At 73.5% G+C, this 26,576-nt stretch carries 25 protein-coding genes; 11 read left to right on the top strand and 14 right to left on the bottom strand.

The genetic code is table 11. The features are described 5' to 3' along the window. Positions 1 to 97: 97 nt before the first annotated feature. Positions 98 to 985, bottom strand: a complete 888-nt coding sequence (locus ACFQPP_RS03630) for a hypothetical protein (RefSeq protein ID WP_376915154.1) — start codon at positions 983 to 985, stop codon at positions 98 to 100. A 1-nt stretch (position 986) separates the two neighbouring features. Continuing rightward, positions 987 to 2,027, bottom strand: coding sequence for an SPFH domain-containing protein (locus tag ACFQPP_RS03625; protein WP_376915153.1), 1,041 nt, complete (start codon positions 2,025 to 2,027; stop codon positions 987 to 989). 85 nt (positions 2,028 to 2,112) lie between these two features. On the opposite strand from ACFQPP_RS03625, the gene ACFQPP_RS03620 reads away from it, so the two are divergent. Next, positions 2,113 to 2,802: an NUDIX domain-containing protein gene (locus ACFQPP_RS03620; protein ID WP_376915152.1), complete on the top strand. Its 690-nt coding sequence runs from the start codon at positions 2,113 to 2,115 to the stop codon at positions 2,800 to 2,802. Between the two features lie 56 nt (positions 2,803 to 2,858). On the opposite strand, the gene ACFQPP_RS03615 is transcribed toward ACFQPP_RS03620, so the two are convergent. From ACFQPP_RS03615 to ACFQPP_RS03600, 4 genes are all read right to left on the bottom strand, one after another. Next, positions 2,859 to 4,535 (bottom strand): class I SAM-dependent methyltransferase, encoded by a 1,677-nt coding sequence (locus ACFQPP_RS03615; protein WP_376915151.1) that lies wholly within the window; start codon positions 4,533 to 4,535, stop codon positions 2,859 to 2,861. Continuing rightward, positions 4,532 to 5,122 carry an HhH-GPD-type base excision DNA repair protein gene (locus ACFQPP_RS03610; protein ID WP_376915150.1) on the bottom strand — a complete coding sequence of 197 codons (591 nt, stop codon included), beginning with the start codon at positions 5,120 to 5,122 and terminating at the stop codon, positions 4,532 to 4,534. Before ACFQPP_RS03610 ends, ACFQPP_RS03615 begins: the two co-directional genes overlap by 4 nt. 75 nt (positions 5,123 to 5,197) lie before the next feature. Then, positions 5,198 to 5,425: a hypothetical protein gene (locus tag ACFQPP_RS03605; RefSeq protein WP_376915149.1), complete on the bottom strand. Its 228-nt coding sequence runs from the start codon at positions 5,423 to 5,425 to the stop codon at positions 5,198 to 5,200. Continuing rightward, positions 5,422 to 6,678: an anion permease gene (locus ACFQPP_RS03600; RefSeq protein ID WP_376915148.1), complete on the bottom strand. Its 1,257-nt coding sequence runs from the start codon at positions 6,676 to 6,678 to the stop codon at positions 5,422 to 5,424. The genes ACFQPP_RS03605 and ACFQPP_RS03600 overlap by 4 nt, the downstream gene beginning before the upstream one ends. A gap of 163 nt (positions 6,679 to 6,841) precedes the next feature. Here ACFQPP_RS03600 and ACFQPP_RS03595 point away from each other — a divergent pair, with 163 nt between their 5' ends. The 3 genes from ACFQPP_RS03595 (at position 6,842) to ACFQPP_RS03585 (ending at position 9,893) form a co-directional block, all read left to right on the top strand. Next, positions 6,842 to 7,552: a GPP34 family phosphoprotein gene (locus ACFQPP_RS03595; protein ID WP_376915147.1), complete on the top strand. Its 711-nt coding sequence runs from the start codon at positions 6,842 to 6,844 to the stop codon at positions 7,550 to 7,552. Positions 7,553 to 7,624: 72 nt separating this feature from the next. Then, positions 7,625 to 7,894 (top strand): hypothetical protein, encoded by a 270-nt coding sequence (locus tag ACFQPP_RS03590; protein ID WP_376915146.1) that lies wholly within the window; start codon positions 7,625 to 7,627, stop codon positions 7,892 to 7,894. A 316-nt stretch (positions 7,895 to 8,210) separates the two neighbouring features. Next, positions 8,211 to 9,893, top strand: a complete 1,683-nt coding sequence (locus ACFQPP_RS03585; RefSeq protein ID WP_376915145.1) for a thiamine pyrophosphate-binding protein — start codon at positions 8,211 to 8,213, stop codon at positions 9,891 to 9,893. Between the two features lie 141 nt (positions 9,894 to 10,034). Here the strand turns inward: ACFQPP_RS03585 and ACFQPP_RS03580 are convergent, their stop codons facing one another. Continuing rightward, a complete protein-coding gene (locus ACFQPP_RS03580; RefSeq protein ID WP_376915144.1) occupies positions 10,035 to 10,520 on the bottom strand; it encodes an FBP domain-containing protein in 486 nt (161 codons plus the stop codon). Positions 10,521 to 10,757: 237 nt separating this feature from the next. Between ACFQPP_RS03580 and ACFQPP_RS03575 the strand changes: the two genes are divergently transcribed. Beyond that, complete coding sequence (locus ACFQPP_RS03575) at positions 10,758 to 11,504, top strand: GntR family transcriptional regulator (protein WP_376915143.1); 747 nt, start codon at positions 10,758 to 10,760, stop codon at positions 11,502 to 11,504. 74 nt (positions 11,505 to 11,578) lie between these two features. On the opposite strand, the gene ACFQPP_RS03570 is transcribed toward ACFQPP_RS03575, so the two are convergent. Both ACFQPP_RS03570 and ACFQPP_RS03565 read right to left on the bottom strand, forming a co-directional pair. Beyond that, positions 11,579 to 12,286 carry a sugar isomerase domain-containing protein gene (locus ACFQPP_RS03570; protein ID WP_376915142.1) on the bottom strand — a complete coding sequence of 236 codons (708 nt, stop codon included), beginning with the start codon at positions 12,284 to 12,286 and terminating at the stop codon, positions 11,579 to 11,581. Further along, on the bottom strand, positions 12,277 to 14,070 hold the full coding sequence (locus tag ACFQPP_RS03565) for a PTS transporter subunit IIC (protein WP_376915141.1): 1,794 nt from the start codon (positions 14,068 to 14,070) through the stop codon (positions 12,277 to 12,279). Before ACFQPP_RS03565 ends, ACFQPP_RS03570 begins: the two co-directional genes overlap by 10 nt. 135 nt (positions 14,071 to 14,205) lie before the next feature. On the opposite strand from ACFQPP_RS03565, the gene ACFQPP_RS03560 reads away from it, so the two are divergent. Continuing rightward, positions 14,206 to 15,579, top strand: a complete 1,374-nt coding sequence (locus tag ACFQPP_RS03560; protein WP_376915140.1) for a glucose-6-phosphate dehydrogenase — start codon at positions 14,206 to 14,208, stop codon at positions 15,577 to 15,579. A gap of 11 nt (positions 15,580 to 15,590) precedes the next feature. Here ACFQPP_RS03560 and ACFQPP_RS03555 read toward each other — a convergent pair whose 3' ends face one another. Next, a complete protein-coding gene (locus ACFQPP_RS03555; protein ID WP_376915138.1) occupies positions 15,591 to 16,178 on the bottom strand; it encodes a hypothetical protein in 588 nt (195 codons plus the stop codon). Positions 16,179 to 16,315: 137 nt separating this feature from the next. Here ACFQPP_RS03555 and ACFQPP_RS03550 point away from each other — a divergent pair, with 137 nt between their 5' ends. Together ACFQPP_RS03550 and ACFQPP_RS03545 are read left to right on the top strand one after the other, a co-directional pair. After that, positions 16,316 to 17,038: a DUF3159 domain-containing protein gene (locus ACFQPP_RS03550; protein ID WP_376915137.1), complete on the top strand. Its 723-nt coding sequence runs from the start codon at positions 16,316 to 16,318 to the stop codon at positions 17,036 to 17,038. Positions 17,039 to 17,548: 510 nt separating this feature from the next. Continuing rightward, positions 17,549 to 18,415: a hypothetical protein gene (locus ACFQPP_RS03545; protein ID WP_376915136.1), complete on the top strand. Its 867-nt coding sequence runs from the start codon at positions 17,549 to 17,551 to the stop codon at positions 18,413 to 18,415. Positions 18,416 to 18,463: 48 nt separating this feature from the next. On the opposite strand, the gene ACFQPP_RS03540 is transcribed toward ACFQPP_RS03545, so the two are convergent. Then, complete coding sequence (locus ACFQPP_RS03540; protein WP_376915135.1) at positions 18,464 to 19,456, bottom strand: TerC family protein; 993 nt, start codon at positions 19,454 to 19,456, stop codon at positions 18,464 to 18,466. 211 nt (positions 19,457 to 19,667) lie between these two features. Next, positions 19,668 to 20,681, bottom strand: a complete 1,014-nt coding sequence (locus ACFQPP_RS03535) for a pirin family protein (protein ID WP_376915134.1) — start codon at positions 20,679 to 20,681, stop codon at positions 19,668 to 19,670. A gap of 348 nt (positions 20,682 to 21,029) precedes the next feature. Here ACFQPP_RS03535 and ACFQPP_RS03530 point away from each other — a divergent pair, with 348 nt between their 5' ends. Genes ACFQPP_RS03530 through ACFQPP_RS03520 form a run of 3 tightly spaced genes read left to right on the top strand, consistent with a single transcriptional unit; the run spans position 21,030 to position 23,247 of the window. Continuing rightward, entirely contained in the window at positions 21,030 to 21,647 is a 618-nt protein-coding gene (locus ACFQPP_RS03530) for an RDD family protein (protein WP_376915133.1), read from the top strand. Between the two features lie 45 nt (positions 21,648 to 21,692). Beyond that, a complete protein-coding gene (locus ACFQPP_RS03525; protein WP_376915132.1) occupies positions 21,693 to 22,511 on the top strand; it encodes an RDD family protein in 819 nt (272 codons plus the stop codon). A gap of 4 nt (positions 22,512 to 22,515) precedes the next feature. After that, positions 22,516 to 23,247, top strand: a complete 732-nt coding sequence (locus ACFQPP_RS03520) for a TSUP family transporter (protein WP_376915131.1) — start codon at positions 22,516 to 22,518, stop codon at positions 23,245 to 23,247. A gap of 132 nt (positions 23,248 to 23,379) precedes the next feature. Here ACFQPP_RS03520 and treS read toward each other — a convergent pair whose 3' ends face one another. Further along, on the bottom strand, positions 23,380 to 25,104 hold the full coding sequence (treS, locus tag ACFQPP_RS03515; protein WP_376915130.1) for a maltose alpha-D-glucosyltransferase: 1,725 nt from the start codon (positions 25,102 to 25,104) through the stop codon (positions 23,380 to 23,382). A gap of 260 nt (positions 25,105 to 25,364) precedes the next feature. Further along, complete coding sequence (locus ACFQPP_RS03510; RefSeq protein ID WP_376915129.1) at positions 25,365 to 26,555, bottom strand: MFS transporter; 1,191 nt, start codon at positions 26,553 to 26,555, stop codon at positions 25,365 to 25,367. Between the last annotated feature and the right edge of the window lie 21 nt (positions 26,556 to 26,576).

Genomic DNA, 26,576 nt, shown 5'->3' with positions numbered 1-26,576 from the left:
ATATAACTCCCGTATGCACCAGTCCACCCGCCTCCCTTCTCGAGGTCTTCGGCCGCTCGTGAGGTGAAGAGCGGCCGAAGACCTCCAGATCGCCGGCTCAGCGGAGGGTGCGCAGGGTGCGCGACGCCACGCGCAGCTCGACGCGCTGGCCCCACGACAGCGCGAGCCGGTCGGCCTCCACCCCGTCGCCGAACGCGACGAGCGCATCCGACTCCACGCGCAGCGCGAGCACCGCGTCGCCCTCGAGCCGCCCGGCGACGAGATCCGCTCCCGTGGATGGGCTGGGCCACGGCTCGCGCGCGAACCACGCGAGGGCGCGATCCGTCGGCGCGGGCAGCGCGAGCGTCGGCGCCTGGATGCGCGCGATCGACCGGCACCAGCCGCTCGCACCCGTGCCCGTCGACACGATGACGCCCGACGACGACTGCCGCTCGACCTCGCCGCCCACCTCGAGCGCGTAGCGCGCCGACTGGTGCCCCACCTGCCCGACGAACACCTCGTTGAGCGCGACGAGCGACTGCCCGTCGTCGACGCGCACCTCGACCATCGCACGCTCGTCGACCTGCGCGGACCCGTCGGCCGCGGCTCGGATGAGCCGCGCGGCGTCGCCGGGCGCGTGCGGCACGAGCACGCCCGCGTTCGCACCCGGCAGCGGATCGATGCCGACGACGGGCTGGCCGCCGAGGTACTTGGCGACGTTGGCGACGAGGCCGTCCTGCCCGACGACCACCACGACGTCCGCGGGCTCGAACACGAACCGCGACAGCTCGGCGCGCTCGACGGATGCGCGACGCCAGTCGGCGGGCACGGCGGCGGCCACGGCGTCGAGCGCGGCGGTCGTCGCCGCGTGCCGCCCCTCGACGGGCTCGAGCGACTGCCCGCGCATCTGCAGGAAGAAGCCCGCCTGCCCGAGCGTGCCGTGCGCGGCGACGAGCTCGTCGCGCTCGGTGGCGCGGCGCACGACGACGACGCGAGGGGCGGGCATGTCAGCGCTCGACCGTCGTCGCGGGCCGACCCGTGCCCGCCGCGCCGCCACCGCCGAGCAGCCCGCCGAGCACGTCGGTGAGGATGTCGGGCGTCACCGTGAGTCGCTCGATGTGCGGCAGGTTCGCGGCGAGCTGCTGCATGGCGAGCGCCGTGAGCACCGCGGGCTGCACATCGCGGTACGCGTCGAGCCGGGCGCGCTCGCCAGCCGCCTTCGCCTCGCCGAGCGCGCGGTCGGCGTCCGCTCGCGCCTCGGCGACCGTGCGCACCTTCGCCGCCTCGGCGTCGGAGGCGATCGCGCCGGCCGCTGCGGCCTCCTCCGCCTCGCGCCGCGCGTTGGCGCCGCGTCGCGCGATGAGATCCTCCTGCCTGCGGGCGAGCTCGATCTGGTTCGCGAGCTCGTTCTCGCCGATCGCCGCCTCGCGCTCGACGGCGAGGGCGCGGCGGGCGAACGTCGCCTTGTCGGCATCCTGCTGGATGCGCTCGCGCGCCGGGGTCTGCATCGCGCGCTCGACGTCGGGCTCGGGGCGCAGCAGGCCGAAGCGCACGCCGACGACCTCGAGGCCGACGGCGGCGATGCGTGCGTCGGCGAGGAGCGCGCCCGTGACGCGGCGGCCGAGCTCGGTGGGGTCGGCGCGCAGCGCCCGCTCGAGCGGGTCGGCTGCGAGCAGCGCCACGACGGCGGCGGCCGTGGCGCCGTGCAGCATGGCCGCGATGGTCTCGAGCGGCTGCTCGAGCCAGACGCCGGAGCCGAGGTCGATCGAGAAGTCGATGCGCCGCGCTGCCAGCTCGGGGTCGGCGACGCGGAAGGTGACGGTGGCGGGTGCGGTGAGCTGCTGCAGGTCGGCGGTGCGCAGCGTGACGAGCACGGGCAGCTCGCGGTCGTCGAGCGGCACCTCGCTGATCGTCGCGTCGATCGCGCGGAACCAGAACGCCTGGCCGGGCCCGGCGTGACGCACGACGCCCCGGGTCATGTGCTGCACGAATGCGGTCGGTCCGGTGCTGCAGTGCCGCAGGAACGGGATGCGGGTGATGGTGGCCATGCGATCCTCCTCGGGTTGTCGTCATTGCGACGATAACCCGGTCGACGGTTTGTCGTCAAGGTGACGAGATCGATAGGCTGCCGTCGTGGACGAACTCCCCGTCGCGAGCGTCGCCGTCGACCTCGTCGTGCTCACCATCCGCGACCGCACGCTGCACGTGCTGCTCGTCGAGCGCGGCATCGAGCCGCACGCCGGGGCATGGGCGCTGCCGGGCGGCTTCGTGCTCGACGACGAGGATCTCGACGCGGCCGCCTACCGCGAGCTCGCCGAGGAGACCGGGGTGACCCACGGCATCCACCTCGAGCAGCTGCGCACCTACGGCGCCCCCGGCCGCGACCCGCGCGGGCACGTCGTGTCGGTCGCGTGGCTCGCGCTCGCGCCCGACCTCGGCGAGCCCTCCGCCGGATCCGACGCCGCCGGCGCCCGGTGGTGGCCGATGGATGCCGTCGGCCGCGGCGAGGTGCCGCTCGCGTTCGACCACGCGACGATCGTCGCCGATGGGCTCGAGCGCGCTCGCGCGAAGCTCGAGTACTCGTCGCTGGCCGCCGCGTTCTGCCCGCCGGAGTTCACGGTCGCGCAGCTGCGCGCCGTCTACGAGGCCGTCTGGGGCGTCGCGATCGATCCCCGCAACTTCCACCGCAAGGTCACGGGCACGCCCGGCTTCGTCGAGCCGACGGGCGGCACCATCGCCGAGGGCGCGGGACGCCCCGCACGCCTCTTCCGCCGCGGACCCGTGGCCACGCTGCATCCGCCTCTCGTGCGCGCGGAGTCCTGACCCCGAACCCTTCTGAGGCTTTCGGCCCCTTCTGACATCAGAAGGGGCCGAGAACCTCACATCGACTCAGCCGGGCGGCGCGCCACCAGCAGCACGTGCGTGTCCGGCCAGGGGATGGAGTCGCCCGAGCGGGCGAGCAGGGTGGCGTCGGGCGCGAAGCGGTGCTCGACCATCCACTCGTTGCGCCACGGCCCCGACCGCTCGTCGACCTCGAGCCCCGCCGCCTCGACGAGCGCGACCCAGTCGGTCCACGACAGCGCGCAGAAGCGCTCGTGCATCTCGGACAGCCAGTTGCCCGTGTAGTGCACCTTCGTCATGAGCTCCATCGCGTCGCCCTGGCGCAGCGCGATGGTGCGCTCGTCGACGACGTCGTACGGCCAGTCGCTGCCGGACGCGGCGCGGAAGTCCTGCGCGAACTGCGCGACGCGCGAGCCCACCGGCAGCGCATCGAGCACCGCCGCCACCTCGGCGTTCGACCCCGTCAGCCGCACGGCCGGCGTGCGCACGTCGCCGTCGGCGAAGCGCAGCAGCACGGGCGCGTCGAGATCGGCGGGCCCGCACACGTCGGAGTTGATCCACACGCCCCCGGGCTCGGTCTGCGCCGCGATCGCCGCGGCGAAGCGCTCGAGCGACGGGATGCCGTCGCCGTACGAGACGATCTCGTGCGTGAGCGCGAACGTGAGCGTCGTCGCGATCGACCGGTCGGGGAAGAGCGCACCGGCCATGATGTTGCGCCGGTAGAAGTACGTGCTCGGGTTCGCGAACGCGCCCTGCGACAGCTTGTGCACGCACTCGTCGTACAGCGGCGCCGCCACCTCGATGCCGATGAGGTCGGACTCGGCGAGCGCCGGCTCGCGTGCTGCGAGCTCGAGCATGCCGCCCGTCGCGCATCCGACGTCGACGATGCGCCCCGGCACGACGAACGGCCGAGCCTGCGCCCACTTGCGCTGCGCCGCATCCTCGAACGACCGCATGTACGAGCGATAGTCCCGCGTGGCGGTCAGGCCGCCCTCGTCGCCCACCACGGGGTCGGCGGCGACCATGCGAGCGAGCGCGTCGAGGCCGTAGCGGTCGACGATGTCGAGGCTCGCCGGGTGCACGCCGTCGCGCCATGCGTCGTCGCCCGGCTGCGACGCCATGAGCGCGTCGAGGTGCGCCCACGGCGGCGCGACGTCGGTGCGGGCCTCGAGCGGGGCGATGCGGTAGCCGAGCGCGCGGTACATCGCGGCGACGGCCTCCGTCGAGCATGCGACGATCGCCGTCTCGGGCGTCGGCACGAGCCGCGACGCCGTCGCATGCTCGACGGCCTTGAGCGTGAGCTCGGCGAACCGGTCGGTGGGCGGCACGTCGACGACGGGCACCACGACCGATGCGATGCCCTCGACGTGCGCGAGGATCTCGATCGCCGCCTCGCGTCGATGGCCGGGGAAGGGGTTGCGCCGCGTCGATGCGCGATTGGCGCTCGTCACCGCCCACACGACCACGGCATCCGGTGCAGGCACGATCGGCACGCCCGCCTCGTCGTGCTCCTCCCCCGCCAGGATGCGACGCAGCGCCTCGACCTGGAACGTCGTGAGCAGGTGGTGCCTGCCAGGCACGAGCACCATCGTCGGGGCGGATGCGGGATGCGGCACCACCGCGGCGACGTCGGCGGGCTGCGTCGCCGGGTCGGCGACCGCGGGCCGCTGCCGCGCCGGGATCCACGCCGGCTCCGCGACGGGCTCGGCGCTCACGCCTTCGCAGCCTTCGCCGCCTTCGCGGCAGCCTTCGCCGCCTGCTTCGTCGCGCGCACCTTCGTGAGCGACTCCGCGTCGACGATGTCGGCCACCGAGCGGTACGCGCCCTCCTCGCCGTACGCGCCCGCGGCATCCCGCCACCCGGCGCCGTCGAAGCCGCGCTGCTTGCCGAGCAGCGCGAGGAAGATGCGCGCCTTCTGGTCGCCGAAGCCCGGGAGCGCCTGCAGACGGCGCAGCACCTCGGCGCCGTCGGGCTCGCCCCGCGTCCAGATCGCCGCGGCGTCGCCACCCCACTCGTCGACGACGGCGCGGGCGAGATCCTGCACGCGGCCGGCCATCGACCCGGGGAAGCGGTGCACGGCGGGGCGCTCGGCCATGACCTCCTTGAACGCATCCTGCTCCATGCCGGCGATGCGGGCGGGGTCGAGGTCGCCGATGCGGTCGCGCAGCTTCGCGGGGCCCGCGAACGCCGCCTCCATCGTGATCTGCTGATCGAGCAGCATGCCCGTGAGCAGGGCGAACGGGTCGTCGCTCAGGAGGCGGTCGGCGACCTCGTCGCCCGTGATGTGCAGCGCGTGCGTCATGCTCTCAGCACATCACATCGGCGGCGGATGCGGATGCTCCCGGGGCGCGGTGCGGTCCTCGCGACGAGGAGCGCGTCAGATGCCGAAGAGCGCCTTGCCCCACACGATGAGCACGATGCCGGCCGCGGCGAGGAGCACGCACACCGCCATCGCCGACCAGCCGAGCACCTTCGCACGCGTCGTCGCCTGCTCGAGCTGCCGCGCGCCGAGCGCGTAGATCGTGGGGATGCCCGCGCCGAGCACGAGGCCCACGACGAGCACCGAGACGATCGAGACGAGCAGGGCCGAGAGGTCGAACATCATGCACCGTCCTTCGGGCGGCGGCGCTTGCGCGGCTTCGCGACCGGCGCGATGCCCGACGCGACGGTCGAGAGCTCGCGGTCGATCGCGCGCTTGCGCTCGCGCTTCGCCTCCTTGCGCTCCTCCTTGGGCATCGCGTCCCAGTCCTCGGCGACGTTCGCGTGGTCGACGTGCGACGCCCGCGAGCGCAGCCACATCGCCGCGCACGCCACGATGAGCACCGCGGTGACGACGATCGCGCCCCACAGGTGGCCGAAGAGCCCGGCGACGAGGAAGCACGCCGCGCCCACCGCGCCCGCGGCAGGCAGCGTCACGATCCACGCGAGGAGCATCTTGCGCGCGACCGACCAGCGCACCGTCGCATCCGTGCGCGCCATGCCCGAGCCGATGACCGATCCCGATGCCACATGCGTCGTCGACAGCGGCAGGCCCAGGTGCGAGGAGGTGAGGATGATCGAGGCGCTGGAGAAGTCGGCCGACATGCCCTGGCGGGGCGAGATGTCGACGATGCCCTTGCCGAGCGTGCGGATGACGCGCCACCCGCCCATGTAGGTGCCCGCGGCGATCGCGAGCGCGCACACCACGCGGATCCACAGCGGCATGTCGGCGTCGGGGTCGAGCGTGCCGTGGGCGACGAGCGCGAGGAAGATGACGCCCATCGTCTTCTGGGCGTCGTTCGTGCCGTGCGCGAGCGACATGAGCGATGCGGCGCCGATCTGGCCCCAGCGGAAGCCGCGCTGCTCGGTGCGCTGCGAGATGCGTCGCGTCACGCGGTGCACGATCCACGTGCCCGTGAAGGCGACGAAGCCTGCGATGACGGGCGCGAGCAGCGCGGGGATGAGGATCTTCTGCGCGACGCCGCCCCACAGCACGCCCGTGACGCCGAGCGCCGCGACCGTCGCGCCGATGAGACCGCCGAAGAGCGAGTGGCTCGACGACGACGGCAGGCCGAACAGCCACGTGAGCACGTTCCAGATGATCGCGCCGGTGAGGCCGCACAGCACGATGAGCATGAGCGACTCGCCGTCGACGCCCGTGAGGTCGACGATGCCCGAGCCGACGGTGCGCGCGACCTCGATCGACAGCATCGCGCCGACCAGGTTGAGCGACGCCGAGAGGGCGACGGCCGTCTTCGGCTTGAGGGCACCGGTCGCCACCGAGGGTGCCATGGCGTTCGCCGTGTCGTGGAAGCCGTTCGTGAAGTCGAACGCCAGGGCCACGAGCACGACGATCACGAGGATCGCGAGCTCCTGCATCGGTGTCGATCATTCACCATCCGTTCACCCCCTGTCGACCTCGGGATGCACGCGGCCGAGCCGGGGCGCGCACCTCGCGCCGGCTCACGGCCCGACGCATCCGCCGCGCGACGTCCCCCCGGCGGCGGATGCGCGGCACCGGGAGGGTTCGTACCGTCGAGGCATGGACATCCAGGCGACCATCCCCGAGACCGTGCTGCTCCTCGCGCTCGACGACGCATCCGGCAAGCCCGTGCTCGACGGCTCGACGCTGCTGCACGCCCTCGGCGGCGCCGGCCTCGCCGAGCTCGTCGTGCGCGGCCGCCTGCGCCTCGCGGGCGAGGGCGAGCCGACGGGCACGAAGCCCGGGCGGTTCGTGGCGTCGACGACCGTCGTCGAGCCGCAGCTCGAGGCGTTCGTCGAGCACGCCGAGGGGCGCGCCCCGTCGGATGCGCTCACGCGCGTCGTCGGCTGGGGCGGCTCGCGCTCGGTGGCGGCTCGCCTGCGCGACGAGCTGCTCGGCGACCTCGTCGCCGACGGGCAGCTCGCCCACTCGGAGACGCGGTGGCTCGGCATCGCCTGGGCCGAGCGCTACGAGCGCGGCGCCCGCACCGAGCGCGAGGACGCGATGCAGGCGCGTGCGCGCGCCCTCCTGCAGGGCGAGCAGCCGACGCCCGCCGACGAGCACCTCGTCGCGGCGCTCGCGATCCTCCACGGCGCGAAGGCGCTGCCGAAGGTCTTCCCCGACCTCGAGCGCGCGCCCCTCACGTCGCACGCCGACGCGCTCGCGCTCGGCTCGTGGTCGAGCGAGACGGTGCGGAAGGCCGTCGAGGCGATGCAGACGGCGATGATCGTGGCGATGACGGTGCCGATCATCACCTCCACGAGCAGCTGACGGCGCTGCGCCGAGCGCGAACCGGGCGCCCATCCCAGGCTCGCTGCAAGGTTGGCGGACCAGCATGGATGCATGACCACGACCTCTGCTCGCCGTGCGAACCCCACGGCATGGTTCGCCTTCTGGATCGGGCTCGCAGGCCTGCTGCTCATGCCCATCCCGCTCTTCATCGGCCTCATCCTCGGCGGCGGCCTCTCGGTCGTCGCCGCGGTGCTCGCCGTCATCGGCCTCTTCAAGGGCCTCGCCCGCGGCGGCAAGGGCATCGCGCCCGTCGTGTTCGCCGCGATCTTCATCGCCCTGACGTGGGGCGGCATCTCGGTCGGTGGCGGCACCGTCTGGTAGCCGCCCGCCTGCACGCTCGACGCCGCCGGTCGCATCCCGCGACCGGCGGCGTCGTCGCGTGCGCGGCCCGTCCCGAGCGCCCCGACCGCGCAGATGCGCGCCGAGCGGGCCTCGGGCCGCGAGGAGCCATCCTGAGCCCGCTCCGTGCGCATCCGTGCGCTGCCCGCGCCGGACGGCGCTCCGCGGAGTAGCATGCTGCGGTCAGGCTGCGACGAGGCAGCCGGCGCTCGACAAAGGGGCGCTGATCCGCTCCACCGGCATGGTGCGCGGCGAGACACATACGGAATCCATCCGTCACTGCTCTCGAGAGGCCACCATGCCCATCGTCTCCGCGCACGTCGCGCACGCCCTCGCCGCCCACGTCGACGCCGTCTTCGGCGTCATGGGCAACGGCAACGCCTACCTGCTCGACGCCATCGAGCGCGACACCGACGCCTCGTTCGTCGCCGTGCGGCACGAGGCGGGCGGCGTCGTCGCCGCCGACGTGCACCATCGCGCATCCGGCCGCCTCGCCGCCGCGACCGCCACGTACGGCGCCGGATTCACGAACACGCTCACGCCCCTCGCCGAGGCCGTGCAGGCGCGCGTGCCGCTCGTGCTCGTCGTCGGCGACGAGCCCACGACGGGCGCTCGCCCGTGGGACGTCGACCAGGTGGCGCTCGCCGCCGCCGTGGGCGCACGCACCTGGGTCGTGGGGCTCGGCGACCCCGCGGGCGCGACGCTCGACGCCATCGAGCACGCGCTCGCCCACCGCACGGCCGTCGTCGTCGCGATCCCCTACGACGTGGCGACGGTCGACGCCGGGCCGCTGCCGGCCCTCCGCGACGTGCGGCTGCCAGCGCCCGTGCCGCCCGCAGCATCCGAGGTCGACGCCGTCGCCCGCCTGCTCGCCTGTGCGGAGCGCCCGGTGATCCTCACGGGTCGCGGCGCGTGGCTCGCGGATGCGGGCGCAGCGGTCGACGCCGTGGCCGATGCCGTGGGCGCGCTGACGACGGCGTCGGCCCTCGGCCGCGGCCTCGTCGCCCGCGACGAGCACGACCTGGGCGTCGCAGGCGGGTTCGGGGCGGATGCTGCGATGGCGCTCGTCCAGCAGGCCGACGTCGCGCTCGTCGTCGGCGCCTCCCTCAACCAGTTCACGATGCGCTTCGGCGCGCTCTTCGGAGCCGACGCGCATGTCGTGCAGGTCGACGTCGCACAGGCTGCGACGCATCCTCGCGTCGACACGTTCGTGCACGGCGACGCGCGTCTGACGCTCGCCGCGATCGCGTCGACGCTCGCGCAGCTCGAGGAGCCGGCCGGAGGCTGGCGCGAGTCGGTGGATGCGGTCGCCGCCCGCCGTCGGGAGCGCGGCGACGGGCTCGCAGCCGACGGCAGGCTCGATCCGCGCACGGCCGCCGCGCGCATCGCCGAGCTGCTGCCGGAGGACCGCGTCGTCGTCTCCGACGGCGGGCACTTCCTCGGCTGGTCGAACATGCACTGGCCGGTCGCGTCGCCCGACCGTCACCACATGGTGGGCACGGCGTACCAGTCGATCGGCCTCGGGTTCCCGTCGGTGCCCGGTGCGGCCGTCGCGCATCCGGACGCGACGATCGTGCTCGCGACGGGCGACGGCGGTGGCCTCATGGCGCTCGCCGACCTCGAGTCGGCCGTGCGCGTCGCGGGCGGCCGCGGCGTCGCGACCGTGTGGAACGACGCGGCGTACGCCGCCGAGACCACGCTCTACGGCGGCAAGGGCCTCGCCGAGCCGCCCATGCTCATCCCCGAGGTCGACTTCGCGGCCCTCGCCGCGGCGGTCGGCGCGGAGGGCGTCGTCGTACGCACGATCGACGACCTCGAGCGCCTCGGCACGTGGGCGGCCGAGGATGCGTCGACGCGCCGCTTCCTGCTGCTCGACCTGCGCATCTCGCGCGAGGTCGTCGCGCCGTACCAGCGCGAGATCATGCACGTGAACCAGTCGCCGACGCGCGCTCAGATCGCGCCGGAGCCCGTGCGCGCGTAGTCGGGGCCCACCCGCGTCGCGCCGGTCGGGAGCGGCTGCCGCTCCCGACCGGTCCCGGGCCCAGCTCGATCACCGTCCGACCGAGGACTGCCGGTCGGGCCGAGGCGGGTCCGGAGGCGCGCGGCTGACGCGCGGGCCGCGTCAGCGCCCGTCGCGCACCGCGCGCGCGAACGCCTCGACGTGCTCGGCGAGCGCCGCGATGCGACGCTCCATCGCCGCCTGCGCGTCGAAGCCCACGTAGCGTGCCGTCGGCTGCGTCCGCACGTTGACGGGGCACTCGAACGCGGCGCAGGCGAGCGTCGAGATCGAGTCGCCCCTGCGGCCGGCCGCACCGGAGCGGCGCGCGTTGAACGACACGACGTCGTTCGGCAGGGTCACGTCCTCGCACCACGAGCACTGCGGCCGCGTGCGGGCCGACGCCTCGGTCTGCTGCAGGGCGATGCCGACGTGCTCGCCGTCGACCTCGGCGACGACGAAGCCGACGCGCGGGCGTCTCGCGTCGCGCCATCCGAGGTACTCGACGTGCTGCCAGTCGCGGTCGAGGTCGGGCATGGGGATGCTCGTCCGCTCCTTCTTGGAGACGTTGACGAAGGAGGCGCGCACGAGCGCGCCATCGATGGGCTGCATGGATGGTCCGGTTCGCTGCTGGGTCCGCGGTCGCGGACCTCGGATGAGGTGGGTGTCGAGCCGAGCGGCTCACGCGAGCCGGAGGTCGGCCCGCGTCGCGTCGCACGCCGAGGGACTCGGCGGACGCGGCTACCCGAGGTCGGCGGGTGCGCCGCCGACGACCTCCATCCACCCGATGGGCGTCGCGAGCGATCCGTGCATGGACCCGAGGGTACCCCCGGGTGCGAGGATCGAGGCATGGCCGACGCGCGACCCAAGTACCAGCGCCTCGTCGACCATCTCCGAGGCCTCATCGCCGACCTGCCGATCGGCGCATCCGTGCCGAGCGAGCGCGCGCTCGCGGACGACTCCGGCGTCTCCCGCATGACGGCGCGCAAGGCGCTCGATGCCCTCGAGGCGGAGGGGCTGCTGCGGCGCGAGGTGGGGCGCGGCACGTTCGTCGCCAGGCCGGCGGTGAGCCTGCCGCTCATGCTCACGAGCTTCACCGAGGACATGCGCGCGCGCGGGCTGCAGCCGTCGTCGCGGCTGCTGGATGCGAGGCACCTCGTCGCCGACGCCGAGCTCGCGAGCGTGTTCGGCATCGCGGTGGGCGAGGCGCTCGTGCGCGTCGAGCGCCTGCGTCTCGCCGACGGCGCGCCCTTCGCGATCGAGCGCACGACGCTCCTCGACGCGGCCGTCCCCGGCATCCTCGACGCCGACCTCGCGGCCGGCTCGCTGTACGAGATCCTCGACCGCGAGCACGGCATCCGCTTCGACGCGGGGCACGAGACCATCCGGGCGGCGCTCGTCGACCCGGGCGATGCGGCCATCCTCGAGCTCGCCGACCAGGGCGCGGTGCTCGAGCTCGTGCGCACGTCGATCGCCGCAGGCGTCGTCGTCGAGCACACCGTCTCGACCTACCCGGGGGATCGCTTCGAGCTGTCGGCGAGCATCGCCCCGGTCACGGCCGACGGCTCGGCGCGCAGCGCGCTGCGCGCGCGCTGAGCCGGCCGCCGGCGGGGCGTCCGAGCCTCCCGGCCGGCACCCTCTCGGCACCCGAGCGAGCGCGCCGCCCGGTCTCAGCGCAGCTCGGGGATGCGCTGCACGAGCGCGTCGAACAGCGCCTGGTTGGCGCCGTCCGATCCGGCGACGTTCGCCGAGCGCCAGCGCGGTGCGTCCGGCCACCGGTCGTGCACCTCGCGCAGGATCGCCGTCCACAGCGCCGTCGTGACGAGGCTCGACGTCGGGGCCGTCACAGGTGCGTCGAGCGGCCACGACGCGTCGCCGGGGCGCACCTGCGTGTCGAGCACGATGGATGCGACGTCGACGAGCCGCACGGGGGCGCGATCGGTGGGGGCGGCGGCGTTCGACGCGCGCGACGTGAGGGCCACGACGGTCGCCCCCGCGTCGGCGCCTGCCTGCGCGATCTCGATCGGGTACGGGTTCGCGCCCGAGTTCGAGAAGACCACGATCGTGTCGCGCGCCTCGATGCCCGCGGCGTCGGCGACGCCGCGCCCGAGGCCCGGCTCGCGCTCCGACGTCGTCGCGGCCGACGCGCCTGCGAACGGCAGCACGCGCTCGTGCCACAGCGGTCGCACGAACGCGAGGCCGCCTGCCCGGAAGAACGTCTCGAGCACCGCAGCGAGCGAGTGCCCGGCGCCCGCCGGCCGCACGAGCCCGCCCGCGCGCCCGGTCGCGACGATCGCATCCGCCGTCTGGTGGATGCCGTCGGCGGCGTCGGCGACGACCCCTCGGAGGTGGTCCAGCACATCGTCGATCACAGCCATCCCTGCTTCCTGAGCGCCGCTGCGAGGCGCTCCTGCACGTGGGCGCGGTCGACGAACGAGTCGATCGGCACCATGACGGGGGCGAGCTCGCCGAGCTCGCCGAGGTAGGTCGCCTGCGCCACGACGACGTCGGCGGTGGCGCTGCGCGCCGACGAGACGTCGGTGTGGTCGAGGCGCGCGGGCACGCCGAGGTCGGCGAGCGCCGCCTCGGCGGTGGTGCGCAGGATGAGGCTCGAGCCCATGCCGGCGCCGCAGACGGCGAGCACGCGCAGCTCGGCCGGCCGGGCGGCGTCGGCTGCGGCGTCTCGCGCGAGCGCGGGCGCGGTGCCGGTCGCGCCCGGCTGGCCGTCGGCGCCGACGAGCACGGGCGCGGGCTCCGCCGCCTCATGCACCTGGCGTCCGCCTCCGCGTCGCCCGAGCACGACGAGGACGACGACGGTGATGGCGAGGACGGCGCCGGCGATGATCCACACGCCGGCCGCACCGAGCGGTGCCAGCAGCGAGCCGAGGCCGAGCAGGATCCAGCCGACGGCGTACCAGTCGGGGTCGGCGAGCGTCGCGAGCTCGGGAGCCGTCGAGCCGTACAGGCCCCAGCCGATCCACTGGCCGAACGCGAGCACGACGCCGTTCAGCACGCCGCCGAAGACGGCGCCGCGCCAGCCGGCGACGGCGTTGCCGAAGACGCCGCCCGCGCCACCGCCGAAGAACAGCATGATCATGGGCGGCACGAGCACGAACCATCCGGCGAGGGCGAAGACGCCCATGAGGATGAGGAAGACGACCGTGGAGGTCAGGAAGCCGACCATCACCGACGTCGGCGCCTTCGTGAACGTGACGGGGATGTCGAGGGCCGGCTTCGTGCCGGGCAGCACCTTCTCGGACAGGCCGCGGAAGGCGGGCACGATCTCGGCGAGGAACATGCGCACCCCGAAGAGCAGGATCGCGATGCCGGCGGCGAAGCGCAGCGCCTGCAGCAGGCCCCAGACCCACGGCAGCACCGCGGAGCCGGCCATCTGCTCCTCGACGATCGCCGCGTCCGCGAACGCGATGGCGACGAGCATGATGAGGCCGGTCACGAACGCGGTCGAGACGGTGATGTCCTTGAAGAACGACAGCGCCTTCGGCAGCCGCAGGCGCTCGGAGTCGTGGCGCACGGGGTCGCCGAGGCGCAGCGAGCGGGCGCCGTAGCCCGCCGCGAGCGCGAGGGTCGAGGTCGTGTGCGCGAGGCCCACGGCGTCGTCGCCCATGACGCGGCGCATGAGCGGCTGCGTCCACAGCGGCTGCAGCACCCAGTAGCAGCCGATGATGACGGCGCCCGCGCCTGCGACGATCCAGCGGTCGACCTCGCCGAAGGCCTCGACGATCGTCGCCGCGAGCACGACGGCCATCCAGTACATGAGGTGGCCCGTGAGGTACACGAATCGCGCCGCGGGGAAGATGCGCACGATGACGAGGTGCACGAGGAAGCCGCCGGCGATGATGAGCGGCACGACCGATCCCGGGCCCGCGTTGAACTCGGCGAGCGTCGACTCGGCGGCTGGGGGCTCGAGCCCCATGGCGCTCGACACGATGGCCTGGAAGGCGACGAGGCCGCCGACGAAGAGGTCGATGCCGATGTTCAGGATGACGACGCCGATCGTGGCGCGCATGCCGCCTGCGACGACCTCCTCGATCGGCTTGCGCTGCAGCGCGAGCCCGATGAGCGCGATGAGGCCGATGAGGATGGCGACCTGGCTGAAGAGGTTGTCGGTGATGGTGCGGACGATGTCCTCGAAGACGCCCATGGGGTCTCCTCTCGATGCGGATGGAGAAATGGTATAGCCCACTTCGTCGATCCGCCAGGGTCGTCGCACGATCGTCGCATCCGCGCGGCGCGCAACGCCCGGGGCGGCCGACCGCCCGCGTGCGAGAGTGGAGCCATGGCGTCCGACCGCACGACCCTCGTCATCCTCGGCGCATCCGGCGACCTCACGTCGCGGCTGCTGCTGCCCGGCATCGCGACGCTGCTGCGGGCGCAGCCGCGGCGCAGCCTCGAGATCGTCGGCGCCGACCTGCGCGACCTCGGGCAGGACGAATGGCGCACCCGCGTGCAGACGGCGATGGATGCCGCGGGCGAGCTCGGCGCGTCCGCGCAGCACGTCGTCGCGACGACCCGCTACGTCGCCGGCGACGCCACCGACCCCGCGGCGCTGCGCGAGATGCTCGCGAGCATCGAGTGCGATCGTCTCGTGCTCTACTTCGCGCTGCCTCCCGCCGTGAGCCGCATGGTGTGCGAGGCGCTCGCCGAGGTCGGTGCGCCGGAGGGTGCGATCCTCGCGATCGAGAAGCCGTTCGGCTCGAGCCTCGACGAGGCGCGCGAGCTCAACGCTCTCGTGCAGCGCATCGTGCCCGAGGATCAGATCTTCCGCATCGACCACTTCCTCGGCCTCTACACGGTGCTCAACCTGCTCGGCATGCGCTTCGCGAACCGCATCCTCGCGCCGCTGTGGGATCGCGACTCCATCGAGCGCGTCGAGATCCTCTACGACGAGACCGTGGCCCTCGAGGGCCGCGCCGGCTACTACGACGCGGCGGGCGCGCTGCGCGACATGATCCAGAGCCACCTGCTGCAGGTGCTGGCGATCGTCGCCCTCGAGCCGCCCGCATCCGTCGACGCGCGCGATCTGCGCGACGCGATCGGGCAGGTGCTGCGCGCCGCGCGCGTCGTCGATCCCGTGCACGACGCGCGCCGCGCCCGGTACACGGCCGGAGCGATCGGCGAGCGCGAGGTGCCCGACTACGTCGGCGAGGACGGCGTGGATGCCGCACGTCGCACCGAGACGCTCGCCGAGGTCACGGTGCACGTCGACAACCAGCGTTGGGCGGGCGTGCCGTTCGTGCTGCGCAGCGGCAAGGCCATGGGGCGCATCCGCAAGCAGGCGATCGTGCACTTCCGCGAGCCGGCGCACGTGCCGCGCGGCTTCGGCGGGCGCAACGCGCCCGACCGGCTCGTGCTCGACTTCCGCCCCGACTCGTTCGCGCTGCACCTCACGACGAACGGCAAGGGCGACCCGTTCACCCTCGAGCAGTCGGTGCTGCGCGGCGAGCTCGGCGGCGGGCAGCTCGAGCCGTACGGCGAGGTGCTCGCGTCGATCCTCGATGGCGACCCGCGCCTCGCGGTGCGAGCGGACGCGGCCGAGGAGTGCTGGCGCATCGTCGAGCCCGTGCTGCGCGCGTGGTCGCGCGACGAGGCGCCGATCGACGAGTACCCCGCCGGCAGTGCCGGCCCGACGGGGTGGTCGACGAGCGCCTAGCCCGCGTCACGTCATGCGTCGATGCCCGGGATGTGGCGGAAGCGCCAGCCGCGCTCGACCGACGCCACGACGCCTGCGACCGTGATGACCGTGTTCGCGGCGGCCGAGAGCCGGATCGGCGACGTGAACGTCCATCCGAGGTGCTCCCGCACGATCTCGACGTGCGTGACGACCTGCAGCAGCTGCGGCAGCTCGAGGATGGCCGCGACGACGACGATCGTGAACGATGCAGCCGCGACGATGCCGCTCGCGACGGGGAAGCGCTCCGCGAGGCGCGCACGCCCGTGCTCGGCCGTGCCGCGCTCTGGCGTCATGCGCGTCGCGCCGGCGGCGGTGACGAGCCGCGCCCTGCGCACCTGACCCGAGACGATCCTCGCCTCGATCCGCCCGTCCGGCACCTCGAAGCGCGCGGGGCTCGTCGCCCTCGCCACCTGCACGCCGTCGCGGTACAGCTCGATGCGCTCCTCGAGGTCGCCGCCGTCCTGCTCGACGACCCACCGCGATCCTGCGTGGTCGATGCCGAGCTGGGTGCGCCAGAGGAACTGGATGTGCCGCATCGGGCGCAGCGGCCTGCCGTCGCCCGGCTTCGTGCGTCCCATGCCCGTGACGCTACGGAGACACGGCCGGGCCCGCGTCATCCCTTCGACGCACGGCCGAGCGTCGGCATCCGCCGGAGGATGGACCCCGTCCGCCGCCTCCCGTCGTCGACCCCGGAGCACGAAGTTAGGCTTGCCTCATGTCGCAGCGCCACGGGGACGATGCGCTGCAGGCGGCTCCGCAGCGCGAGTCGCTGGCCGACCTCCTCGGCGGGCGCCGTGCGGCCCTCGAGGCGAGCATCCCACCCGCTGCCTTCCTCGTCGGCTGGGTCGGCGGCGGCGCGCTGCCCGGCACGCAGGCGCTGTGGTGGGGATGCGGGGCCGCCGTCGCGGCGAGCCTCGCGCTCGCCGTCGTGGGGCTCGCCCAGGGCCGCCGCCCCCGTGCGGTGATCGTGGGCCTGCTCGCCGTGCTCGTCGCCGCGCTCATCGCCCTGCGCACCGGCGACGCGAGCGACTTCTTCCTGCTGCGCCTGCTGTCGAACGGCGCGAGCGCGCTCGCCTGGGCCGGGTCGATCGTGGTGCGCTGGCCGCTGCTCGGCGTCGTGGTCGGCGCGGTCGTCGGCACGCGCACGCGCTGGCGCGACGACCCCGTGCTGCTGCGCGCGTACCAGCGCGCGTCGTGGATCTGGGTGCTGCAGTACCTCGTGCGGCTCGCAGTCTTCGTGCCGCTGTTCCTGCTCGACCTGCCGGGGGCGCTCGCGTTCGCCCAGGCCGCCCTGACGTATCCGCTCGTCGCCGCCTGCCTCGTCGTCTCGGGCATCGTGCTCTTCCGCTCGATCCCCGGCGAGCATCCGGGCATTCGGCATCCGCGCACGCGCGGCGGGTCGGACGACGCCTCGCGCGACGCGCCGATCGACGCATGAGGGTCTTGTGACGGCGCGCCCGCGGGGCTAGCCTCGTCGCCAAGCCAAGCGGTGCGGACCGACCAGGAGCCTTCACCTCACTCGCGACAGAGCAGCCCCTCAGCGCCAGTCCGCACCGCTTCCTCCTGCGCAGTGCGCGGATGCCATGGGCGACAAGGCGCCATCTCGGGCATGCGGCCGGGCGCGGATGCGCAGCCACGACCGGGCGAGCGGGGTGCGCCGAGGAACCCCGGATCTTGATCGACGGTCGTGCCGAGGTTGGCTGGCCCCCGCGGAGCGGAGAACGGCACGACCGTCGATCATGTGCGAGAGAGCACGCTCCGACGCTATCCACGGAGCGCAGGCCGGATGCGCCCCGTCCACCACGGATTCGCGTCGCTCTTGCGCTCTCCGCAAGAATCGCTATCCTTGCCCGAATCGACGTGGGATGCCGATCGTGACGCCGCGGGCCGCGCGATGCTCATCCGCTCGGACGACGCGCATCCGCGCATCGACGCATACCGTCGAGGCATGAGGGAGGCGCTGCGTGATCCGCGTGCGCTCGCGGCCGTGCCCTGGCTCGTCGCGGCGATTGCCGCCGGTGCCATGGCGACGACCGTGATGGCGGTCGACGCGTGGTGGCAGGCCGCACCCCTCGTCTCGGTGCTGCTGGCGGGGATCGTCGTGGGCCTCGGCCTCCTGGTCGCCGCCGCAGCGCCGCGCCCGAGCGCCGCCCGACCGCTCGCGCTCCTCGGTGCCCTCGCGCTGCTCGCGGTGCCGATCGCTGCCGCCATGCAGACGTTCGCCTTCGCCTTCGGGCCCCTCGTGCTCATCCTCCCCGTCGCGGTGCTCGTGCTCGCCAGCGTGCTGCTCGCGCTGCGCGGCACCTCCCGTCGCCGCCCCGCGGTCGGAGCCGTCGCGGGCGCCGCGCTCGTCGCGCTCGCCGTCACCGCCGTCGGCGTGCTCGACGGCCTCGTGTGGATGCCGATGACGCTCGCCCCCGGCATCCCGCTCGACGTGATCTACGCCGAGCTCGAGCGACAGGGCGAGGACGGCGGCATCCCGATGGTCGTCGCCTGGGGCGTCGTGGCCACGCTCGGCGTCGTCGTGGCCGGCGCGGCGGCCCTGCGGCGTCGCCACGGGGCCGCCGCCGCGGCGGCCCTCACCCTTGCGCCCGCGGTGTCGGCGCTGCTCGTGCTGCAGTGGTGGGAGTTCGCGATGGGCATGAGCGTCTCCGACGCCCTGCCCCCGTACGCGGGCGGCCAGTCCGACGCGATGCCGTGGATCGGCGCCCTCACCGCCGCGCTCGCCGGGCTCGTCGCCTGGCTCGCGCTGCGCTCGAGCGCCGCACGCGTCGGCGCACCGGCGAGCACGATGCCGACGCACCAGCATCCCTGACGGGGGCAGGGCCGACGGACGCGGCCCGGTCGACCCTGCCCGGCGCCGTCAGCGGCGTGCGACGCCGTCGACCTGCGCGTCGCTCGAGCGCCGGGTGGCGACGAGGCTCGCGATGGTCGCGACCGCGATCGTCGTGCCGATGAAGGCCAACGAGAGCCAGATCGGGATCTCGGGCGCCCACTCCACCGGCTGACCGCCGTTGATGAAGGGCACCTCGTTGACGTGCAGCGCGTGCAGCACGAGCTTGACCGCGATGAAGCCGAGGATGGCGGCGAGGCCCTGACCGAGGTAGATGAGCCGCTCGAGCAGCCCGCCGATGAGGAAGTACAGCTGCCGCAGCCCCATGAGCGCGAACGCGTTGGCCGTGAACACGATGTACGCCTCCTCGGTCAGGCCGTAGATCGCCGGGATGGAGTCGAGGGCGAACATGAGGTCGATGAAGCCGATCGCGATGATCGTGAGGAGCATCGGCGTGACGAAGCGCCTGCCGTCCTTGCGCACGACGAGGCGGTCCTCGTGGTACTCGTCGGTGACGGGCAGGATGCGACGCACGAAGCGCATGAAGGCATTGTTCGAGGGGTCGCCGTGGTCGCCCCGCAGCTGCTGGATGGCGAGCACGAGCAGCAGCGCGCCGAAGAGGTAGAACACCCACGAGAAGCTCTCGATGAGCGCCGCGCCGACCGCGATGAACCCGCCGCGCATGATGAGCGCGATGACGATGCCGATCATCAGCACCTTCTGCTGGTAGATCCGCGGCACGGCGAAGCCGGTCATGATCACGATGAAGAGGAAGAGGTTGTCGAGCGACAGCGCCTTCTCGGTGAGGTAGCCGGCGAAGTACTCGCCGCCGAACGTCCAGCCGTTCGTGACACCGATGCCGACGCCGAACAGCAGCGCGAGGCCGATGTAGAACGCCGACCAGCGCGCCGCCTCGCCGATCGACGGCTCGTGCGGCCTGCGCACGTGGGCGAAGAACTCGTAGACGAAGAACGCGATCGTGACCGCGATGGTGATGGCCCAGATGAGCGGGGTGATCTGCACGGAGGCTCCATGGAGTCGATGGTGATCGGACACCAAGGTCTCCTCCGCCCCGCACCCACCCGATGGGCGGTGCAGGGCCGACGGCCCGGAGCGCCGAGGCGCTCGGAATGACGAACCGTCGCAGACGGGAATACTCCCCTTGCTGCAGCCAGGATACCCCACGCTCGCCCGCGGCCGCAGGCTGCGCGGCGGCGCGGGCCGCCCTCGGGCGTCAGCGCGCGCGCCGCCGCGCGCGCCCTCTGGGCAGCAGCTCGACGTCGGGCAGCCGCGGCGACGGCAGCGTGCCCTCGCCGCCGGGGACCACGCCGAAGCGGTCGCGCGACGCATCGCCCAGGTCGCGCTCGCGCATCCACTCGTCGCGTGCCGCGGCGACCTCGTCGTGCGTCGTGCCGACGAAGTTCCAGAACATCACGATCTCCTCGGCGAAGGGCTCGCCGCCGAGCAGGATCGCGACCACGTCGCCGCCCGCATCGGCATCCGCGTCGATGCGCACGAGGTCGTCTCCGGGCGCGAGCACGGCCATGCCGCCGACGGGCACGGGCACCCCGCCCACGACGAGGCCCCCGGTGAGCGCGAGCACGCCGTGCTCGAACGTCGGGTCGGCCGGCACCTCGGCGACGCCACCCGCAGGCAGTCGGACCTCGGCACCGAGGATGGGCGTGTGCACGGGCACCTGCGCGCGCAGGGTGCCGAGCGACCCGGCGAAGACCTGCACCGCCGCATGCCCCACCTGCACCGTCGGCACGGCGTCGAGCCCGGCGAAGTGGGGCGCGATGCCGCGCTGCGCCTCGGGCAGCGCGACCCACAGCTGCACGCCGTGCAGCGACGTGGTGTCGGGCGTGGAGTGCTCGGAGTGCGCGATGCCGCGGCCAGCGGTCATGACGTTGACGCCTCCGGGCGCGACGGTGTGGATCGAGCCGAGCGAGTCGCGGTGCTCGATGCTGCCCGCGACGAGCCACGAGACCGTCTGGAGGCCCGTGTGCGGATGCGGGGGCACGTCCATGCCGCCGTGGACCGCGACGTCCTCCGGCCCGAACGCGTCGGCGAAGCACCACGCGCCCACCATGTGCCGGTGCTTGTTCGGCAGCACGCGCAGCACCGGCATCGCGCGCGGACCGCCGAGCGGCACCTCGCGCGGCAGCAGCAGCTCGACGCCGGCCTGCGCGGCCTCGGCGATGCACGAACGCTCGGCCTCGACGACCGGTGCGGCCTCGTCGTTGCTCATGCATGCGAGGCTACGCCGCCGCGGTCCCAGGTGCTGGCCGTGCTCGACGCCCTCGCAGCGGGAGACGGCCAGGGCCGGCCCGTCATGGGCGTGCGCATCGCCGGGCGACCCCTCGTCGCACGTGCCGGCCGCGACGGCATCGTCATCGCGACGCGGATCGTCTCCGGCTCGATCGAGATCGCGCTCCATCCCGCTGGTGGCGACCGGGCGACCTCCTCACGCCGTCCCAGCCAGGACGATCGACGCTGCGCATGCAGCAGTCCCTTCCCGGCGCCTGGGACGCGACGCTCGACATCGAGGACCTCCGGCGGAGGGCCCGTGGAGGTCGCGTCGGTATCGTGCGGCGGCATGAGCGACCGATGGAGCCCCGGGCACGATGGTCGACCGCGTCGGGAGCCGACGCCCGCGGAGGCGATGCGGCTGCCCGCGTCGCAGCGCGATCGCGTCGTGACGCCCGACGGCGCGCCGCTCGCGCCCTGGTGGCGACGCCTGGTCGCGTATTGGATCGACGCGCTCCTGGTCGGCGTCGTCGTGCAGGCGATGCTGCTGCCGCTGCAGCTGCTCGGCGTCCTGTCGTGGGTGGGGCCGACGTCGACGTCCCTGTCGGTCGGCGTGTGGCTCGACGTCGGCTCCGACGCGTGGTCGTACCTCGTGCTCTCGGTCGTCGCGACGCTCGTCGCGAGCGCCTGCTACTCGATCGCGATGCTCACGCGCATCGGCTGGACCCTCGGCAAACGTCTCCTCGGCATCCGCGTGCGCCATCGCGAGCACGAGCGCCTGCCGAACGTCTCGGAGGCGGCGCGTCGCTGGGCCGTCCAGCTCGCTCCCGCTGCCGTGTCCGGTGGCGTCGTCGGCGCGCTCGCCGGGCTGTGGATCGCGATCGACGGCCTGCGACCGCTGCTGTGGGACGAGCGACGGCAGGCGTTCCACGACTCGGCTGCAGGCACGAGCGTCGTGCTGCGCTAGCCGACGCGGCGCGCCGCCACGGGCCGCCGCCGTACGATCGAGGGCATGAGCGCGCAGTCCCGGGAGCCCGGCTGGTACCAGGATCCGTTCGGCACGAGCCCCGAGGATCGCCGCTACTGGGATGGCGAGACGTGGCTCGCGACCCAGCAGGTGCAGCCCGCGCAGGCCGAGGCGCCCGGAGCACCCGTGCAGCAGCAGCCCGAGCCGTTCTCGGGGCAGCCGTACGGCGGGCAGCCGTACGGCGGGCAGCCGCACGAGCAGCGCGGCGGATGGGGCGAGCGGCCCGCCGTCGGCGGCTGGGGGCAGCCCGCATCCGACGACGACCGCATCCGCACGCCCGACGGCGTCGAGCTCGCCTCGTGGGGCCGGCGCTTCGCGGCGTACGCCATCGACTGGGCCGTGCTCGGCGTCGTCTCGCTCGTGCTCGGCGCCGTGCTGGGCATCTGGGGCGCGTTCGTCGAGCTCTTCGAGGCGAGCGCCGGCGCCTCGGAGGCCGAGGTCATGGACGCCTTCCAGGGCTTTGTCGCCGCGAACACGGGCGCGCTGCTCGCGTTCTCGATGCTGCAGCTCGCCGCGAGCGGCCTCTACCACGTGGGCCTCACCGCGACACGGGGTCGCACGATCGGCAAGCGGGCCGTCGGCATCCGCGTGCGCCTGCGCGAGCGCGAGGGCCTGCCGATCTGGCGCGCGGCCGCGCTGCGCTGGCTCGCGCACTTCGCGCTGCCCAACCTCCTCTCGGGCGTGCCGGGGCTCGGCTTCGTCGCCGGCATCTTCCCCGTCGTCGACGGGCTGTGGCCGATCTGGGATGCTCGTCGCCAGGCCATCCACGACAAGCTCGCCAAGACGTCCGTCGTGCGCGGCTGACCGCGTGCTGGTCGCAGCCGCCATCGGCGGCGTCGTCCTGCTGGGCTCGACGACGCAGCGCGTCGCAGGCATCGGCTTCGGCCTCGTCGCCTCGCCGATGCTCATGCTGCTGCTCGGCCCGCTGCAGGGCGTCGTCGTGGCGAACGTCTTCGGCCTCGGCACGGCGCTCGTCGCCTACCTCGGCGTCGTGCGACAGGTCGACTACCGCCGCATCCTGCCGATCGCGGCAGCCGCGATCGTCGCGATCGTGCCGGGTGCGCTGCTCGCGCGGTCGCTCGCCGGGCCGCATCTGTCGATCCTCGCCGGGTGCCTCGTGCTCGTCGCGCTGTCGATCAGCGTCGCCGCCCGCCGCATCCGCGGGCTCGACCGCTGGCCGGGGCTCGTCGCCGCAGGCGCCGCCGGCGGCGTCATGAACGTGCTGGCGGGCGTGGGCGGCCCGGCGATCACCGCCTACGCGATCGCGTCGCGGTGGGAGCACAGGGCATTCGTCACGAGCATGCAGGCGTACCTCGTCATCGTGTGCGCCGTGTCGCTCGTGACGCGCGGCGAGGTGCCTCGACTCTCGGTGCTCGAGTGGGTCGTGGCGCTCGCCGCGCTGGGCCTCGGCGCCGTCGTGGGCTCGTTCGCAGCGAGGCGCGTCGACCCGCGCGCCGGTCGCATCGCGTGCATCGCGGTGGCGACGCTCGGCGGCGTCGCCGTCATCGTCACGGGCGCCGTGCAGCTCGCGACCGCCTGATCGCGCGCCGTCACGAGCGCCGTGCAGCTCGCGACCGCGCGATCGCGCGCCCGGATGCGCACGCAGCGGCACCTCGCGTGCGCATTCCACGCGAAGGCCCGCTCCGTGCGCATCGCGGCGCCGCGACGCGACTCAGCGCTGCGGCGCGACGTGCAGCCAGTAGAACGACTGCGTGCCGAAGGTGAGCGAGAACCTGCCGTCCTCGGCGATCGTCGGGAACTGCCCGCCGCCGAAGAGGTCGTGCAGCTCGGAGCCTGCGAAGTCGGGAGCGTCGATCGTCACGTGCACCGGGTTGTGGCTGAAGGAGAAGACGCACAGCACGTCCTCCCGCTTCGGCCCGTGGTACGTGCCATCGCCCTCGTACGAGCGCACGAACGCGAGCACGCCCTCGTTGTCGGTCTCGAGCACGCGGATCGAGCCGAGGCCGAACACGGGATGCTGCCTGCGCACGTGGATGACGGAGCGCATCCAGTTGAGCAGGCTCGACGCCTGCGCCATCTGCGCCTCGACGTTCACCGACGTGTAGTGGTAGACGAGCGACTGCACGACGGGCAGGAAGAGCTTGCCGGGGTCGGCGCTCGAGAAGCCCGCGTTGCGGTCGGGCGTCCACTGCATCGGCGTGCGACTCGCGTCGCGGTCGTCGAGCCAGATGTTGTCGCCCATCCCGATCTCATCGCCGTAGTAGAGGAACGGGGATCCGGGCAGCGACATGAGGAGGGCGTTCGCCAGCTCGAGCTCGGCGCGCGAGTTGTCGAGCAGCGACGCGAGGCGGCGGCGGATGCCGACGTTCGACCGCATGCGCGGGTCGTACGCGTACCAGCCGTACATCGCCTGCCGGTACTCCTCGCTCACCATCTCGAGCGTGAGCTCGTCGTGGTTGCGCAGGAAGACGCCCCATGCCGAGCCCGGCGGCACCTCGACCTGCTCGGAGAGCACGCGTCGCAGCTCCTCGGCGTTCTGCGCTCGCAGGCTGTAGAAGATGCGGGGCATCGTCGGGAAGTCGAACGCCATGTGGCACTCGGGCTCCTCGGCGGTGCCGAAGTACTCGGCCGTCTCGGCGGGCCACTGGTTGGCCTCGGCGATGAGCACGCGCCCCGGGTACTCCTCGTCGACCATGCGTCGCAGGTCGCGCACGAACTGGTGGGTGGCGGGCTCGGACTCGCCGTTGCCCTCCTCCGACTCGTACAGGTACGGGATGGCGTCGAGCCGGATGCCGTCGACGCCGATGTCGAGCCAGAACCGCATGATGTCGTACACGGCGTCGTGCACGGCCGGGTTCTCGAAGTTCAGGTCGGGCTGGTGCGAGAAGAAGCGGTGCCAGTAGAACTGGCGGCGAACGCTGTCGAAGGCCCAGTTCGACGTCTCGGTGTCGACGAAGATGATGCGGACGTTCGGGTAGTCCTCGTCGGTGTCCCGCCACACGTAGAAGTCGCCGTACGGGCCCTCCGGGTCCTCGCGGGAGGCGAGGAACCAGGGGTGCTGGTCGGAGGTGTGGTTGATCGGCAGGTCGATCATGATGCGCATGTTGCGCGCGTGCGCCTCGGAGACGAAGTGCTTGAAGTCGTCGATCGTGCCGTACTCGGGCAGCACGGCCTCGAAGTCGGACACGTCGTAGCCGCCGTCCTTCAGCGGCGACTGGAAGAACGGCGGCACCCAGATGCCGTCGATCCCGAGCCACTGCAGGTAGTCGAGTCGCGACGTGAGCCCTTGGAAGTCACCGAACCCGTCGCCGTTCGAGTCGACGAACGAGCGCACCATCACCTCGTAGAAGACGCTCTTGCGGTGCCAGTCGGGGTCGAGCTGCAGGCCCGGCACGTGGCTGGCCCCGATGACGGGGATGGGTGCGGTGAACGACATGCTTCGATCCCTTCCGGCTACACGGCGGACGTCGTGCCAGCCAAGCACCCTCGGGGCGGGTTCGGCCAGCCGATGCGGTGGGGCTTGCGCTCGGGTGCGCCGACCGGTCACTGGTCGCTCGTGGGGCCCGACTGGTCGCTCGTGGGGGGTGACTGGTCGCTCGTGGGGCCCGACTGGTCGCTCGTGGGGGGGGGTGACTGGTCGCTCATTGCAACGAATGGCGACCAGTCGAGGCCCGCAGGTCGGTCGAGGCCCGCAGGTCAGTCGAGGCCCGCGGGTCGGTCGACGCGCTGCGCCCCGGGGTCCAGGCGGCGGGCGAGCAGCACCACCACGAGGCCGGCCACCACGAGCACGGCGAGCCCTGCCCGCAGGTCGACCGCATCCGAGAGCCCGCCGATGAGCGGGCTCGTGCCGAGGAAGCCGAGCCGCATGAGCCAGCTCACGACGGTGACGCCCGCGCCCTCGCTGAGCCCCGGGATGGATCCGGCGGCCGAGAAGGCGCTCGGCACGAGGGTCGCGCACCCGTAGCCCGCGAGCACGAAGCCGACCATGAGCAGCACGGGCTCCTGCGCGGCCACGATCGCGACGCCGCCGGCGGCCACGAGCGCGCCACCGATGCGCGCGACGGTGCCGCGCCCGAGGCGATGGATGAGCAGGTCGCCCGTGAAGCGCCCGATGCACTGGCTCGCGATCACGACGGTGAACGCGATGCCCGCGACCGACGCGTCGAGCCCTGCGAGGCGCACGCCGGACAGCGCGGCCCAGTTGTTCGCGACGTCCTCGACCGTGACGCCCGCGATCGCGATCACGACGATCGGCAGCACCACGACCGCCACGGCTCGCCAGCGCGCCCAGCCGCGGGGCCCCGCCTCCTCGTCGACGGGCGCCGCGGGCACGGGTCCGACGAGCCAGCCCGCGACCGCGACGAGGCCCACGCACACGGCGCCCGTGACGGCGAGGTGGATGCGCAGGTCGCCGCCCGTGGCGGCCACGGCGGTCGAGACGGCGCCGGAGCCCGCGGCGCCGAGGCTCCACAGCGCGTGCATCGAGCCGAGGATCGGCCGCCCGGCGCGCTGCTGCACGCGCAGGCCGGCGACGTTCTGCGCGACGTCGACGATCGCATCCGTGAAGCCGACGCCGAGGATGCACGCGGCGAGCATGACGCCGCTCGTCGACCAGCCGGCCGCCGCGACCGCGAGCGCGACGAGCACGGTGCCCGCCACGGCGACGGTGCGCGCGCCGAGGCGGCGGATGAGCGGGGCGGGCAGCGCGGACGACACGATCGCCCCGAGGGCGAAGCATGCGACCACGAGGCCGAACTCGAGCCCGCCGAGCCCGAGCCGGTCGGCGAGCTGCGGGTACCAGGGCAGCAGCGCCGCGAAGATCGCGCCGTTCGTCGCGAACATGAGGCCGGAGCCTGCGATGGGTCGGAGCGTCGATCGGATGGTCACGGCGTCACGCTACGCGGCAGG

The organism is Agrococcus sp. GCM10030265 (genome assembly GCF_042666675.1).
Lineage (GTDB): Bacteria > Actinomycetota > Actinomycetes > Actinomycetales > Microbacteriaceae > Agrococcus.
The sequence above is the reverse complement of the archived record's forward strand: the minus strand, read 5'-3'. Positions and strand labels throughout refer to the sequence as shown.